The organism is Paenibacillus sp. FSL R7-0312, assembly GCF_038004445.1.
In the GTDB taxonomy this organism is placed as follows: domain Bacteria; phylum Bacillota; class Bacilli; order Paenibacillales; family Paenibacillaceae; genus Paenibacillus_AQ.
Genome location: NZ_JBBORE010000001.1, coordinates 442,030 through 457,284 on the forward strand (window position 1 = coordinate 442,030; position 15,255 = coordinate 457,284).

Annotated in this window: 11 protein-coding genes; 7 read left to right on the forward strand and 4 right to left on the reverse strand. The window is 49.5% G+C overall.

Going from position 1 to position 15,255, the window contains the following annotated elements:
- The first annotated feature begins 94 nt into the window (after positions 1-94).
- From MKX70_RS01890 to msrB, 6 genes are all read left to right on the forward strand, one after another.
- Positions 95-565 carry a stalk domain-containing protein gene (locus tag MKX70_RS01890; RefSeq protein WP_340839442.1) on the forward strand — a complete coding sequence of 157 codons (471 nt, stop codon included), beginning with the start codon at positions 95-97 and terminating at the stop codon, positions 563-565.
- Positions 566-640: 75 nt separating this feature from the next.
- Positions 641-1,345 (forward strand): response regulator transcription factor, encoded by a 705-nt coding sequence (locus MKX70_RS01895; protein ID WP_340781001.1) that lies wholly within the window; start codon positions 641-643, stop codon positions 1,343-1,345.
- Positions 1,345-2,385, forward strand: a complete 1,041-nt coding sequence (locus MKX70_RS01900) for a sensor histidine kinase (protein ID WP_340781002.1) — start codon at positions 1,345-1,347, stop codon at positions 2,383-2,385. Before MKX70_RS01895 ends, MKX70_RS01900 begins: the two co-directional genes overlap by 1 nt.
- A gap of 45 nt (positions 2,386-2,430) precedes the next feature.
- Positions 2,431-3,147: a cytochrome c biogenesis CcdA family protein gene (locus MKX70_RS01905; RefSeq protein WP_445323634.1), complete on the forward strand. Its 717-nt coding sequence runs from the start codon at positions 2,431-2,433 to the stop codon at positions 3,145-3,147.
- A 19-nt stretch (positions 3,148-3,166) separates the two neighbouring features.
- The gene (locus MKX70_RS01910) at positions 3,167-3,715 is read left to right on the forward strand and encodes a TlpA family protein disulfide reductase (protein ID WP_340839443.1); all 549 of its coding nucleotides are present in this window, start codon (positions 3,167-3,169) and stop codon (positions 3,713-3,715) included.
- Positions 3,716-3,731: 16 nt separating this feature from the next.
- The gene (gene msrB, locus MKX70_RS01915; RefSeq protein WP_340839444.1) at positions 3,732-4,817 is read left to right on the forward strand and encodes a peptide-methionine (R)-S-oxide reductase MsrB; all 1,086 of its coding nucleotides are present in this window, start codon (positions 3,732-3,734) and stop codon (positions 4,815-4,817) included.
- Between the two features lie 97 nt (positions 4,818-4,914).
- On the opposite strand, the gene MKX70_RS01920 is transcribed toward msrB, so the two are convergent.
- Positions 4,915-6,069, reverse strand: a complete 1,155-nt coding sequence (locus MKX70_RS01920) for a cobalamin-independent methionine synthase II family protein (RefSeq protein WP_042232536.1) — start codon at positions 6,067-6,069, stop codon at positions 4,915-4,917.
- Positions 6,070-6,351: 282 nt separating this feature from the next.
- Here MKX70_RS01920 and MKX70_RS01925 point away from each other — a divergent pair, with 282 nt between their 5' ends.
- Complete coding sequence (locus MKX70_RS01925) at positions 6,352-7,455, forward strand: response regulator (protein ID WP_042232535.1); 1,104 nt, start codon at positions 6,352-6,354, stop codon at positions 7,453-7,455.
- 74 nt (positions 7,456-7,529) lie between these two features.
- Here the strand turns inward: MKX70_RS01925 and MKX70_RS01930 are convergent, their stop codons facing one another.
- From MKX70_RS01930 to MKX70_RS01940, 3 genes are all read right to left on the reverse strand, one after another.
- On the reverse strand, positions 7,530-12,812 hold the full coding sequence (locus MKX70_RS01930) for a copper amine oxidase N-terminal domain-containing protein (protein WP_340839445.1): 5,283 nt from the start codon (positions 12,810-12,812) through the stop codon (positions 7,530-7,532).
- Between the two features lie 151 nt (positions 12,813-12,963).
- Complete coding sequence (locus MKX70_RS01935; RefSeq protein WP_340839446.1) at positions 12,964-13,758, reverse strand: hypothetical protein; 795 nt, start codon at positions 13,756-13,758, stop codon at positions 12,964-12,966.
- 135 nt (positions 13,759-13,893) lie between these two features.
- Entirely contained in the window at positions 13,894-14,997 is a 1,104-nt protein-coding gene (locus MKX70_RS01940) for a slipin family protein (protein WP_042232530.1), read from the reverse strand.
- Positions 14,998-15,255 lie beyond the last annotated feature (258 nt).

Below are 15,255 nucleotides of genomic sequence, written 5' to 3' on the forward strand. Positions count from 1 at the left end.
CGTAAGACAATCGTAATACTTAGCTTAGAGAATCGTAAGCTCTCTTGCTTATGCTGTTCCATGTAATCCAAAAAAACGATGGAGCGTGATAAGCATGGGTAAAAGTAAATCAGGCAAAATGGTAATGATGACAGCGGTATTGGTGCTCTCTCTGGCGGTGTCTGGAATAGCCGGTGCGGCGGCAGGAATCACAACGATGAAAAAAGACGGCATGGAGCTTATGAACTTAAGACAGGCGGCCGGGATGTACGGCTACAGCATCGAGTGGAACAGCAAGGACCGCTCTGTATCCCTGGTATACATGGACAAGATGATGGACGACAGCAAGATGATGGATGACGGCGAGATGATGGACGACGGCAAGATGATGGACGACGGCGAGATGATGGATGACGGTATGAAGCCGGCGGGCAAGATGATCAAGGTATGGATTGGATCGAAAAAGATTATGGTCGACGGAAAGAACGTTAACCTGAATATGGCCCCTGCTCTCTACGATGGCAGTACCTATGTGGTGAATACGGTGATTGCTGATTACATGAAGCCTGCCAAGGCTATGAAATAAGACGGACCGAGCCTTACCATCACCATATGATATGATGGATTCAAATGTATTTTTCCGGATATGGGGTGGGTTAGTGTGAATGAACGAGTGCTGGTCGCTGATGACGATTCAAATATTACCGATGTGTGCCGGAGGTATCTCGAACGGGAAGGTTATCTGGTGATAACCGCCAAAGACGGACTAGAGGCGCTAGAGCTATGGCGCAGTCAGACTCCCAGCCTGATTGTGCTCGATCTGATGATGCCGCATAAGAATGGCTGGGAAGTGTGCAACGAGATCCGGCAATCAGAAGATATCCCGATCATTATGCTGACCGCCCGGGGTGAGGAACAGGATCGTCTGATGGGGCTGACGATGGGTGCGGATGATTATTTAACCAAGCCCTTCAGTCCAAGAGAACTCGTTCTGCGTGTGCAGGCGATCCTGCGCAGAATGAGATATGTCCAAGTATCGCCTGTTACCGCCGCTGAACACACCATTAAGTACGAGGGACTGACCATCGATGTCGGGAAGCGTACCGTGGAGATCAGCGGACAGGCGATTGACTTGACGGTTACAGAGTTCGAGATGCTGTATTTGCTGGCCGGCCATCCGGGTCAGGTGTTCTCCCGGACACAGATTCTGAGCAAGATCTGGGATTTCAGCTATGAAGGAGATACGACTACAGTTACCGTGCATATCCGGAGATTAAGGGAGAAGATCGAACAGACTCCCTCCGACCCGAAATATATCAAGACGGTCTGGGGAATAGGCTATAAGTTTGCGGGGGATGGCATCTAATGAAACTGCGTACGTATTTATTGTTGTCCAGCCTCACGGGAATTGGAGTATTGCTCATCTGTTTATTTGTCAGCTACTCCAAAATGCTGCTCACCATCAATCAATTCTATTGGTTGTCCGGTATAACGGCCGGGGTAGGCTTGTTCTCCTTCATCCTGCAGCATTTGCTGACAAGGCCGTTAGAGAAATCCATTGCACGGATTACACAGCAGACTGTGCGAATTGCCGAAGGGGATTTCCATACCGAAGTCCCCTTAATCGGCCCGCAAGAATTCAAGCTTCTGGCACAGCAATTCAATGTAATGAGCTTCAAGCTGAAGGAAAGCTTCGACCATCTGCACCATTCTGAATCCGCACGGCGGGAACTGATTGCGAATGTCTCCCACGATCTGCGGACACCCTTGGCCTCCATTCAATCGTTTGTTGAAGCACTGGAGGATGATGTCATTAAGGACGAAGTAACCTTTCAACGATATCTGAATACCATCCGGCTGGAGACGAAGCGGCTTGCGGGGCTGATCCATGATTTATTTGAATTATCCAGTCTGGAAGCCAACGGCGAAATCTTCAACCCGCTGCCTTGCCATGCCGATGAGCTGCTGATTAGTACTCTGGAGAGCTTCTCGTTCCACCTCACGGAGAAGAAGCTGAACGTGGAGATTGAGCTGCCGGATAAATTACCTGCCGCTCTGATGATGCCTGCGCAGATTAAGCGGGTCCTGTCCAATTTATTGCAGAATGCCATTCAGCATTCCCCAGTGGAAGGAAAGATCGTTCTGGCTGCCACTGAGGAGGGTCCATACCTGCGAATCTCAGTGACCGATGAAGGTCAGGGAATTGAAGCGGAGGAGACCGCACGTATATTTGAACGGTTCTACCGGATTGATAAATCACGCAGCAAGAACAATGGAGGCGCCGGTCTAGGCCTCGCCATCGCACAATCGATTGTTGAGCTTCACGGCGGCGATATTGGGGTGCACAGTGTTCAGGGAGCAGGCAGCTGCTTCTGGTTCACCGTCCCCATCTATACCAGCCGATAAGCCTTAGCGTCACGGTAAATAGCATTTATTAAGGTGGTGACAGATTTGGCCGGTGATTCTATATTTCTGTTCGGCGTATTCGGCGCAGGGCTGTTATCGTTTTTTGCACCATGTATTCTGCCGTTGCTTCCGGTATATGTGTCTTATCTGTCTGGCGGTATAGCGGATGGCGCGAATCAGGGAGTGGCTGACACCCGCTCCTTCCGGTTTCGTTCCAGTTTCATGATGCGGACGTTGTTGTTTGTTCTTGGACTCTCTGTAGTCTTCATCTTACTTGGTTTCGGTTCCGGCATCCTTGGCAATATCATATCCAGCCCGAGATTCATTGCCATCTGCGGAGCCATCGTTATCTTGTTCGGGATCTATCAGACAGGCCTCATCAAGTTATCTTGGCTGGAACGGGAAAAAAAACTATCCAGCAATCGTGTGACCAAAGGCGGATATATAGGCGCCTTCCTGCTCGGTCTGACGTTCAGCTTCGGCTGGACTCCCTGCATCGGCCCGGTACTCGCAGGCATTCTCAGCATCGCTGCCGGTGAAGGCTCTCCTGCTTATGGAGGCTTCCTCATGTTCCTGTATACGCTCGGTCTAGCTATCCCCTTCCTGATCATGTCCGTGTTCTCGGAGGTTCTAGTGAAGCGGATTCGCCGCTTGTACAGATTCATGGGAGGAATCAAAATCGCGTCCGGCTGTATGCTGATTATAATGGGACTGCTGCTGATGACAGACCGGCTGAACACGATTGTCGGCTGGATTCAATAAATCGCTAGGAGGGTTAGCTATGAGGCGTGCGTGGAAATGGATGGGATATGTCCTGGTGATTGGCGGAATGCTGTCGCTCCTGATGGCCTGTGGTACGAAACCGGACGCACCCGCCGGCAATACCGGCTCCCCCGCTGCAATGGACAAAGGAAAGCCTGCACCTGATTTTGCATTACAGGATCTGAAGGGAAACTCTCTTCAACTGTCGGATCTACAGGGTAAGAAAGTGTATGTGAAATATTGGGCTTCCTGGTGTTCCATCTGTCTGGCCGGACTTGAGGACCTCAATACCTTGGCCGGGCAAGAGAATGATTTCCAGGTGGTCACGATCGTTACACCGGATGCCAAGGGAGAAAAGTCTTCCAAGGAATTTACAGAGTGGTTCAAGAGACAGTCTTATGATAACTTAACCGTACTTTTGGATGAGGATGGGGTATGGGCCAAGAAATTTGAAGTCAGGGCATTCCCTACCTCCTATTATATTGATGCAGACGGAAATCTAGTGAAATCACTCCCGGGTCATGCTTCCAATGAGCAAATTATCGAGACCTTCGGGGGAATGATGTAAGGAAGGAGGAATACTCATGAAACGTACCTTATGGGGCTTATGCCTGCTTACCATGGCTATCGTACTATCTGCTTGTGGAAACAATGCGGAGAGCCGGACCGCTTCTTCGGCGCCGGTCCGGGCCGTGAAGACCACCACCATCGCCGATAAGGATCTGCACAATCTGTACCTCGCAGGCGGCTGCTTCTGGGGGGTGGAGGCCTATATGTCCCGCATTCAGGGAGTTCAGGATGTAACCTCTGGTTATGCCAACGGGGAAGGCGAGAATCCGGCCTATGAAGATGTCATTCGCGGGCACCGGGGGTTCGCGGAGACCGTTCATGTGAAATATGATCCGAAGCAAGTGACGCTGCAGCAATTGCTGGAGTCTTATTTCAAAGTGGTTGATCCTACCAGCCTGAATAAGCAAGGCAATGACAGAGGCGTTCAATATCGGACAGGAATCTATTATTCGTCCCCAGAGGATGCAGCCATCATTCAGCAGGCCGTAGATCAGGAGCAGACGAACTATGATAAGCCGATCGTAACGGAAGTTCTGCCTCTGAAGAACTATTATCTGGCCGAGGAGTACCATCAGGATTATCTGGAGAAGAACCCGAACGGATACTGCCACATTGACTTAAGTATTCTGGATGAGCAAGCGGTTGTGATTGATCCTGCCCAATACCCCCGCCCCTCCGATGAACAATTGAAAGAACAATTAACCGCTGAACAGTATGCGGTCGCAGTCAATAATGATACCGAACATGCCTTCAGCAACGAATATTGGGATAACTACGAACCCGGTCTGTATGTCGATATCACGACAGGAGAGCCCTTATTCACCAGCAAGGATAAATACGATTCCGGTTGCGGATGGCCCAGCTTCACGAAGCCCATTACCCCGGAGGTGGTAACCTACACCACGGACACCAGCTTCGGCATGGAACGCACCGAGGTCCGCAGCCAATCCGGCGATATCCACCTGGGTCATGTGTTCGATGACGGCCCCGAAGACCGCGGCGGCAAACGCTACTGCATCAACAGCGCCTCCATCCGCTTCATCCCCCTGGACCAGATGGAAACGGAGCATTACGGGTATTTGCTCAGGCTGGTGGAGTAGACTAGTGGAATAGTGAAGATACAGGAGTTTCTCATAACAAGATCGCCCTCCATCCGCTCAAGAGAGCTGTGTGGAGGGCGATCTTGTTGTTTGTTACTTAACCCCAATATTGCCGGGCAATCTCTTGTCCCTGTCTAATCTTCGCCCACTGCTCATCTTCCGTTAATTCATTACCGCCATCGCAGGACGCGAACCCGCATTGATGGGACAGTAACAATCTGTCCTTATCAATAATTTTCGCTGCTTCATCAAGCATTTGAACTACACGGGCCTCATCGTCAAGCGTATTCGTTTTGGAAGACAGCAATCCCAGTACAATCTCCGTCTCCGGTCTATCTTTGAACACCGCTAGCGCCTCAAGAGAGCCTGCACGGTCATCATCCCATTCCAGGAAGAAGCGGTCGTACTTCAGCTGCTTGAGGAACAGATTCGCAATCTTGGCATACGAGCCGCCGCCCATATTACGGGAATCATAGTTGCCGCGGCAGTTATGCGTCCACATGAGGAGGCCCAAGCTATGGCCGTAATCAATGATTGTATTGTTAATGTCAATGAATTCTGCCGCCAGACCCTGTACTTCCTCATGATTGATTTTCTCGCCGGTAAATGGAGAGTTCGGGTTATCATCGGCAAATAACTCCCATAAGCAATCGTCGAATTGCAGAATACGTCCGCCAGCCGCAGCAAATTCCTCTACAAACTCCTTATACGCTTGGACCAGGCCCTCTTTCAGTCCCTGTCTGTCCTTGTACACTTGTGTACTGCCAATGTTATCCGACCAGGATAGCTCACCATAAATATGGGACGGCGAAGGGACGCACAGCTTGGTCTCACGGTCACCGGCAAGAGCTTGAAGCTTCTTATAGGCATGAATGAAATGATGGTTCTTTCCGCCCAATTCACCTGTAATGCGCAGACCGATATCTTTTCTAGTCTCGTATTTGGAGGCTCCATCTATATCTCTGAAGAAATATCCATGATCCGCGATATAGCGGTCAACCCCCTGGAAGCCCCAGACGAAGTCCAGATGCCACATCGACTTGGAATATTCCCCATCCGTAAGAATGGACAACCCGTTGTCTCTTTCTTTATCCACTACAGCCTGAATGGCCTCCGCTTCACACTGCTCATACCCCTGAAAGTCCTGGTAAAAGGGATACTGGATATCATCACGGTGTTCAATCTGCTGTTTATATTCTAATAGCTCCGCCGGACGCAGCAGGCTGCCTACGATTTGAAATCTATTGCACATATATAGTCCTCCTCTATTCTCACATATCTCTTTCTTTTGTGTCTAAATTCTAGCACGGAGGGCTTAGAGGTACGTAACACTTAAAAGTGATATCTGGCTATAGTCAAAAGGTATAATAAGGATCTGGTTTTGTAGTGACCGTACCTTTACCCCTCCGTGCCGACACAAATAGACTTTTGCCGGTGTGAATTCTAATTGAAAGCCTATCTGTAATTTGCTAATATTAATGACTGATTGGATTTTCTAGGACTAATGACTCATGATGATTAAAGAGGTGAACAGATGCTTCGGGCGATAATTGTCGATGATGAACGGCTTTCACTTAATCAGCTCAGCTGGGTTCTGTCCGAGAGTGGAGAGGTCGAGATCTGCCAGACCTTCCGGAATCCGTTGAAGGCCTATGAATATGCCAGGGACAACCCTATCGATATTGCTTTTCTGGATATTTCCATGCCGGAGGTAAGCGGGATGAAGTTGTCCCGGCAGCTCCATGAGCTATATGATGCTATGGACGTGGTATTCGTTACCGGCTATGAGGAATATGCGCTTCAGGCGTTCGACGCCAGCGCGACTGACTATCTGCTGAAGCCGGTTTCTGCCGAACGGGTGAGACAGACTCTGGATAAAATAAGGCGGCGGCCGCGGCGGCAAGAGGTGGAGCCTGTGCTGGAGGTATGCATGTTTGACGGCTTTAAGCTGATGCACCCCGGACCGGACAGGAAGCCACTCAAGCTGAGGAGCCCCAAGACGGAGGAACTGTTCGCTTATCTCCTGTACAAACGCTCAGTCAGCCGTGACGAGATTATGGACACCCTGTGGAGCGGGTTTGAGTCCGGGAAGGCAAGCAACAACCTGAATAGCAATCTGTATTATATCCGCAAAGCTATCAGTGAAAGCGGGCTTAAGATATGCCTGCTGCCTGACCGGAATGAGGTACAGATCGTGGAGAATTCCCTGTCCTGTGACCTGTATGCATTCGAGCGTTTGCTGAGAGAAATCAGAATGAACCGGGACGGACATAAGGAATTACTGAAACAGGCAGCAGCTTTGTATACCGGACCTTTTCTTAAGGGTAAAACCTACGAATGGGCCAGCACCAAGGCGCGCCGCCTGGAGCAGGATTATATAGAGCTGCAAGAGTTGGCCGCCCGTAACTATCTCGAGCAGCATCAGATGGAGCAGGCATTGCAGGCATATGATGAAATTCTCCGGATCGATGCCCTGCGCGAGGATATCGCCGGGCAGACCCTGCGGCTGTTGATCGGACTCGGAAGAACAAGCGAGGCCATCCGGCGGTACCGCAAGCTGGAGGAAGTCCTGCTGCAGGAGCTGGGAACACAGCCGGGCACCCCCATCCGAGAGATGATGCATAGATTGAACAGGTAAGCAGAAAGTTTAAATAAGCAGACAAAAGCCGATTGCCCTGAAACAGGCAACCGGCTTTTTAGATTAGGATGAGACTAACGGATAATCTCGATCCGTTTGTCTTGCGGGAACCACATGACATAAGCTCCTAAAGCTTCCGAAACGTAGCGCAGCGGCACCATAATTCTGCCGTCAATCGCCTGCGCAGGTACGTCCATGCCTTCAATCAATTCTCCCAAAGTCATGGTCAGCACTTTACCGTCAAGCGTAATGGTCGCTGTTTTGGTTGCGTGGTCCCACTTGACTTCAGCGCCCAAAGCTTCCGCTACAGCCCGGATCGGCACCAGGGTTCTTTGCTCCTGGATAACAGGCGGCACATCGTTTTGCTTAGCAAGTGCTCCAATGGAATACTCTTTGCTGTCAACCTTGAACGTAATCTTGGTGACCGAATCAGCCTTAACGATGCTGTACAAGCTGAAGCTGTCCGTATAGAACTCAAAGCTATTCGTTGCCGGGTTATAGACCCCGCCAAGCTTGATCGTCTTATACGTGCCGTCTGCCTGAGGTACGAATCGAACCGCTGTCAAATTCGTTGTATCCCCGGTCAATCCCAGCTCCTTCAAGTTAATCGTGACTTTGACCGGTTCAGCGAAGCTCTTGATTCTCGTGCTGGTGCCATTCGAATAATTCAGCTGGGCAATCAGGTCGAGTACCTTCCCGCCGAGCGGGTGCAAGCCCGCCTGATCCAGCTTGGCTCCTGCCAACACCTCATCGGTTTTGGACTTCTCTGTCATAAGTATTCCTAACTCCAGGGAAGCACCTAATCCTAGTTTGAGCTCCGGTACGTTCAAGCCATTCTTACCAAAATAAATTACACCAAGCGTAGATTCAAGAATAACCGGCTTCGCAGCCTTCATGATCTCTTGAACCTCAGACGCAGCTGTTTTTACCGTGCCTTGTCCCGTTTCAACCGTGTTCAGTCCATCTGTAATTTGGATAGACGGCTGTACCACCCCAGGCTGCGTAGCCGCCGGAGGTGTATAGGAATTAACGGGCGGTGTATACGAATCAACTGGTGCAGTCTTGATTACAGCTGCCCGGAAGGCAGTATAAGCCGCTGTTAACTGCTCATTGGCCTTGTCAATCTCTGCTTGTGTTGCCGCCGTACGGATGACATTTTCCGCCGCCATAATTGCGGCTTGCAGGATTGCTTTGGAACCCGCCGGATATTGGCCTACGCCGTTGCCCTCAGTGCTTTCATTTAAAAGAGTGGTCGCTTCAGTAATTTGGGCTTGAATCTCTCCAGCATTTCCAGCTTGAATGACTGCCGCCTCAAAGGCTGCCACCGCTGCTTCCAACGTTGCTTTGGCTGTATCAATCTGCGCTTGCGTCGCTGGATGTTCCAGCACTTCCTTGGCTGCCTGGATGGCTGCTTTTAACACGTCGACTGATTCTGACGGATATTCACCTACGCCTTCGCCTACTGGCACATCGACCAGCATTGCTTCTGCTTCGGTCACTACCGCGCCAGCTTCTTCGCTGCTGCCTTCTTTATTCACCGCTGCTTCAAATGTCTTTATTGCTGCTTCCAACGTTGCTTTGGCTTCGTCAATCTGCGCCTGGGTTGCCGGGTGTTCAAACACTTCTTTCGCTGCCTTGATGGCTGCTTTCAACACGTCAACCGCTTCAGACGGATATTGTCCTACGCCTTCCCCTACTGGTACATCAACCAGCAACGCTTCTGCTTCGGTCACTACCGCTCCAGCTTCTTCGCTGCTGCCTTCTTTATTCACTGCAGCTTCAAATGCGGTAATTGCCGCCTCCAACGTTGCTTTGGCTGTATCAATCTGCGCTTGCGTCGCTGGATGTTCCAGCACTTCCTTGGCTGCTGCAATCGCAGCTTCCAGTGCGGTTTTGGCTGACAGCGGATATTCGCCTACGCCTTCACCTACAACGCTGTCTTTCAGTAACGTCCCCGCTTCAGTCACTACCGCGTCAGCTTCTTCAGTGTCGCCAGCCTGTATCTGTGCCTTCTTAAACACATCAACCGCGTCTACAAGGGCTTGGTAAGCAGCATCAAGCTTCACTTGAGAAGATGGTTTATCGACCACAATAACCGCTGCATCAAATGCTGCCTCCAATGCTGCTATTGCTTCAGCCGGATATTGTCCTACTGCGGTTCCTGCTTTGCTGGCCTCCAAAAGACTGCCTACCTCATGAATTTTATCGAGAGCTTTCGAGTTATCCCCAGCTAGAATTATTTTAGCTATGAAAATATCTGCCGCATCTACCAGTTCCTCATAAGCCTGATCAATCTCATGCTGGGTAGCCGGTTCGCTGATCACATTCGATGCTGCCGTAACCGCTGCCTGCAAAATCGCTTTTGAACCTGCCGGATATTCTCCTACGTCATCACCTTCTTTGCTGTTGCCCAGAAGAGTGTTCAATTCCGTAATGACCGATTGAAGTTTTGTGCTGTCCCCGGCACGAACTACAGATTGCTGAAAATCTTCAACCGCATCCGCAAGTGTTTGGAGTGCTTCCTCTATTTCTTCTTGAGTTGACGGCCCGCCTGCTACTACGTTTGCCGCCTCAATGGCTGTCATGAACAACGCTTTGACTTCCGGCCAATATTGTCCTGCACCGTAGCCCTCCGGGCTAATTTCATAAAGTGTCGTTGACTCCGATATCGCCGCTAGAAGCGGGGCATACTCGCCTTCCTGAATCTTAGCATTTTCGAAAGCTACGATTGCTTGTACTAAATCATGATAGGCATCATCAATCTGTTGTTGGGTCCCGGGGGAAACAATCAGAGTCTCAGCAGCTTCAACAGCCTTATCCAAAGCATCGAAGGCTTCTGACGGATACTCTCCAGGGCGGTCACCCTCTACGCTATAACTCAAAAGATTTCTCGCTGCTACAATTTTGAGTTGGAGCTCTGTGCTGTTTCCTTTCTTGATCACCGCAGCTTCAAAAGCTGCAACTGCGTTGTTCAGAGTTAGGATAGCCGTATCAATAGCTGCTTGAGTCGCTTCTTCGTTAGCCAAAGTTTCTGCATCTGTAATCGCGGATGCCAGTAAGTCCATGGCTTCTAGCGGATATTCTCCTACAGCATTTCCTTCTGTACTTCCCTCCAAAAGGATTTTCACCTCAGTAATTGCGGCTTGTAGTGCTGTATTGTCTCCAGCCTTAATTACAGAGGCCTTAAAATCCGCCAATGCATCATTCACAGAAGTTAAGGCTTCATCAACTTCCATTTGTGTAACAAATAGGTTCGTTAACGTAGCAAATGCCTTATCTATGAAGCCACGCAAGGTATCCTTCGAACCTGCCGGATATTGTCCAACTTTAGTACCTTCTACACTGGCGTTCAAAAAACTTTCGGCTGCAGCAATTTTATCTTGAAGCGGTTTTTTATCGGGACCGGTAATCTTCGCATCAAGGAAAGTTTGTACTGCATCCACCAAGACTCTGTATGCCTCATCAATTTCCGCTTGAGTTGAAGAATTCATAATTATTAGTTCTGCTTCTCCAATAGCTTGATCCAGCATGGTGAATATTAACGGCGGATATTGTCCAGGTTCATTACCTGGTTGACTATGCTGTAAAAGATTCGAAGCTTCATCAGCTTTGGCCTTGAGTGCCGCCGCATCTCCTCTTTTATTTTCAGCATTCTTAAAGGTTGTGATTGCGGCATTCAATGCTTGGTAGGCGGCATCCAGCTCAGCTTCTGTGGAGGAGTTGTTCAACCCTTCATTAGCGGTATAAATAGCAGCTCCCAACGCGTCTTTTGCCTCAGCTGGATATTGACCTACGTATGGCCCTACGTCAGCATAGTCCCATAACCGTTGCGCTTCGTTAATTTTCGCCTGAAGCAGCTCTGTTTTATCCGGCTCGGGATTTTTTGCAGCAAGGAATTCTTGCATCCCATTTGATAAAGCTATATAAGCCTCATCAATTTTCTTTTGCGTTGTTGTATAACGGATCGCTTCTTCAGCTACTGAAATAGCATCAAGGAAGGCCGAATAGGCTTGTTCAGGATATTGTCCAGGTTCCTCGCCCACTTTACTCTCAATAAAAAGGTCCCAGGCTTCATCAATTTTAACCTGAAGCCGTGCAGGATCGCCTGCTTTGATTTGTGCAGCGCTGTATACCTTTATCGCATAAGATAAACTTTGGTAGGCATTATCAATTTCTTCTTGAGGGGGTGCTGGGTTGTTTAGGACACCCTCTACTGACAAAATGGCTGTAAATAAAGCTTCTTTTGCATGTTGCGGGTATTGTCCAACCCCTTCGCCTCTTGTATCATCCCAATAAAGAATAATCGCTTCGTCATATTTGTCCATAAGGTCCGAGCGACTCGCTCCCTTGATGGCATCAGCCTTAAATGCTGATATGGAACCCAGCAAATCTTGATAGGCAGCATCAATTTGAGCCTGGGTTGTAGCTGTATCTTTAGCCTGAGATGCAGCTTCGATGGCTGTATTAAATGCATCCATCACTTCTCCCGGGTATTCCCCAAAGCCGTTGCCAGCTACTGAAAAGGAATATAAGTCCTTCGCTTCATTAATCTTAGCAACTAAATTAGTTATATCTAACTCAGGCTCTCCCGATCCGTTGTCCGGGGCATCCGCCAGCTTAACCGTCAAGGCTCCCTCCAACGAGTTCATGTCAATAACCTGAGGATATTGCAGGAATCCCTCATTTTCATCTAACATCGTGAAGAAATAAGTCATTTCATAGGCATTGGAATCTCTCATCTTACTGGAGACCTTATCCGTAATGTCTGCAGAAAACACTGAACTATTGCCTTCCCGGGTCAGATTGACAATGTCCCCCCCTACCATACCAGAGGCATTCTTATAAAATGTTCTTATCTGTACATTGTGAATACCGTCATCCAGTGCCGTTGCACTTATGATGAGATGATTAAGATCACTTGTATCCAGCAGCGTATGGGCTATTCTTGGCTGCGCCGGTTGCGGATTACCCCCACCTGAATTCACAGTCATAGTATGAATAGTATAGAAATCATCCGGCAATACAGCTTTGATGGTAATCGTTCCAGCTGGTGCGCCTTGATCAATGAGCAGTGTATTGCCCACGATCCGCTTGCCTACCGGACTATCTTCCACAATTGATAATTGAACAGATTGTGGACTATACGCCAACATCCCATTCATAGAGGTAACAATGATCTCTGCCTCATACGATTCATTCGTAACATCAATAGTATCCTCCAGGTCTGTCAAACCAGAAGGCGTCTGCTTCACTATATTTGCATCCTCTTTCAACACCAGATCAGCCGCATGTATCAAGCTCGTCGGTATGATCATGGCAAACACTAGTAACAAGGCGATTATCCGTTTAAATCTCAATGCCTTTTCCTCCATTATTTTCATTTTTTCTACATCGATTTATTCTACACGACAGCGCTAAACGTAGAATAAACAAGAAAACCGCCACGAATGGTGGCGGCATGAAGTAATAGAGTACTTACGAATCCTTATTGAAGTTCTAAAGACGTCATTATAAAAACGCACCAAAATACAACTCTACCGCCTCCTGCGAATAACCGTCATCCCCCTGCCACTCCGCCATAGAGTTATAATCAGAACTCCCGCCTCTGCGCTTCCGGGGTGTGTCCCGCGGTACCAGCAATCCGGCATAGCCCCAGATCTCCATGATTACATCCCGCTCATTCTTGCTCGAAGGAACCACGTCCTTCCACCGCTTCTCCAGCATCCGCGCACTCTCATGGTTCGCACAATCCCGTATCGCTTCGAGCATCCCGGAGAGTATGGCAGTATCCTCGGCGGTGACCTCGAAGCCATCTTCTTTACTGAATAATTCAAGGTCCATCCAGCAGTATAAAAGCCAGTTCAGACGAATCCCGCCCCACTTCACCCGTTCGAAATTCTGCACATTCAAGTCCTCATTCATATATTCCCGGTCAGACATTAATCTGCGAAAGTTACAATCCCCGCAGCTGCTATAATTGGGCCGTACAACACTCCGCTGCTCATAGGTATGCACAGGTACACCAGAAGTCAGGACCCAGCTCGAAAGGGCGCTCCGCAAATGGACCTTCTTCGTCGACAGACTGTGCAGGAACGCAGCGGCTACCCGCTCCTTAGTAATCGTCTGGTGCAGCTCATGCAGCCGCAAGACAATCTCGTCATGAGATATGGTCACAGGATCGAACATTAGGCCTTTGCTTTTGGCATAGTCGAAATCCTCACCGGTGAAGGCAGCAGGACTATTCTTCCAGCCGGCAGAGGTCCAGAAGGTGTTCATCAGGATTTTCTTTGCTTTGTTGTCCATGGGATCACTTCCTCGGGTTTGGCTTAATCGGCTCTCTAGCTTAGTTCTATAGCTTCTATGTAAACACCTGTTTTCCGGAACTTTGACTAAGCTTAATTCTATCTATCTATAAAAAATAGACCGCCAGGAGGCGATCTACTTATTACTGCCAATAAGCGAGCTTAACCGCTCCAGCAGGTCTCCACCGCCCGTAACAGAGATGGAACCGATTTTGTCGCATATTTTCTCAAGGAATTCCAGCTCCTTCAGACGGAACAGGGTCTGATTCTCGTCCATCAGCTTCGCCGTATTGAGCAGGCTTCGTGTCGAAGCTGTCTCTTCCCGGCGGGTAAGCAGGTTCGCTTGCGCCTTCTTCTCTGCGAGCAGGACGGTGTTTAGGATATCCTTCATTTCCCCCGGCAGAATGACATCCTTCACCCCCGCCCCGAGGAAGCGTACCCCGAACGCTTCTTCCTTCTCCTGGATACGGGACAGAATGAATGTGGCAACATCCTCTTTTCGTTTCAGGAGATCGTCTAGCTTCAGCGTCCCGACATACTCCCGGAGCAGGAGCTGAAGCTGGATGTGTATCTGCTCGTCAAACCCCTTCATCTCCAGAACGCGGTGCGGACTTACGATGGTGTACTGGCATACGAAATTCAGACGCAGCGAGACCTTATCTTCTGTCATCATTTCCTGGCCAACCAGATCCATCTGCTGCTGTCTTAGATCGACTGTCTTCGTCAGCACCGAGACCGGTCCCTTCCAGAAATAATACTTACCCGGCGTAAGCTCCCGCTGGAGCGTATGATCATAGAACAGGAATCCCTGCTCGTAGCTCGCGATTTCGCAGCACTGCACGTACGGAGTAAGCTTCGGGATAATCGAGCGGTCGATCCCGGCAGGCAGCTCCGGCTGCCCTATATCCGTATGTACGAAGGTGTGCTTCCTCAGGAGGTTCCAATAAGCATACACACCCGGCTTCAGCACTTGCATGAATTGGCCATCCTCATAGTGCAGAACAATCTCATGATCCTGTACGCGTACGACATCGAGCTCCCGCAGGAGTTCATCATCCTGTAAAAATAGCTGCAGGTCTTTGCCCTCGACAATAAACGGTTTGGCAATATTCAGTACTGCCACTGTATGCTGCGACCATGATAAGTAACGGTAGGTTCCCGGTAGCAGCCGCTTCACATAACTTCCCTTATGAAAGAGCAGACCGCGCTGATCCGCTTGAATCGTGATTTGCTTCAACATATGTATGCCCCCTTCATGTTTGACCAATGGCTGACAGAATCCCGCTGCAGCTCAGGCGGAATCACATTTGAGACAGACGGGTCTGCCGGGAGGTCCGGGAGGACATTTGAGTCCGAGGCTAACCCATACTTCAGCCGGCCTTCGTTCCCTTCTGTCCTTGCCACAGCCTCCCCAGCTGCCGCACCATCGGTATCCACGGATTGCAAAGCCCTACTACAGTGCGCTATACCAGCCGCTGGAGATTCTGTCCATTGGTTT

Excerpts from the sequence above, each read along its gene's own strand:
- MKX70_RS01890 (WP_340839442.1), top strand. The coding sequence starts at position 95 with ATGGGTAAAAGTAAATCAGGCAAAATGGTAATGATGACAGCGGTATTG.
- MKX70_RS01940 (WP_042232530.1), bottom strand. The coding sequence starts at position 14,997 with ATGTTGAAGCAAATCACGATTCAAGCGGATCAGCGCGGTCTGCTCTTT.
- MKX70_RS01920 (WP_042232536.1), bottom strand. The coding sequence starts at position 6,069 with ATGTGCAATAGATTTCAAATCGTAGGCAGCCTGCTGCGTCCGGCGGAG.
- MKX70_RS01910 (WP_340839443.1), top strand. The coding sequence starts at position 3,167 with ATGAGGCGTGCGTGGAAATGGATGGGATATGTCCTGGTGATTGGCGGA.
- msrB (WP_340839444.1), top strand. The coding sequence starts at position 3,732 with ATGAAACGTACCTTATGGGGCTTATGCCTGCTTACCATGGCTATCGTA.
- MKX70_RS01935 (WP_340839446.1), bottom strand. The coding sequence starts at position 13,758 with ATGGACAACAAAGCAAAGAAAATCCTGATGAACACCTTCTGGACCTCT.
- MKX70_RS01900 (WP_340781002.1), top strand. The coding sequence starts at position 1,345 with ATGAAACTGCGTACGTATTTATTGTTGTCCAGCCTCACGGGAATTGGA.
- MKX70_RS01925 (WP_042232535.1), top strand. The coding sequence starts at position 6,352 with ATGCTTCGGGCGATAATTGTCGATGATGAACGGCTTTCACTTAATCAG.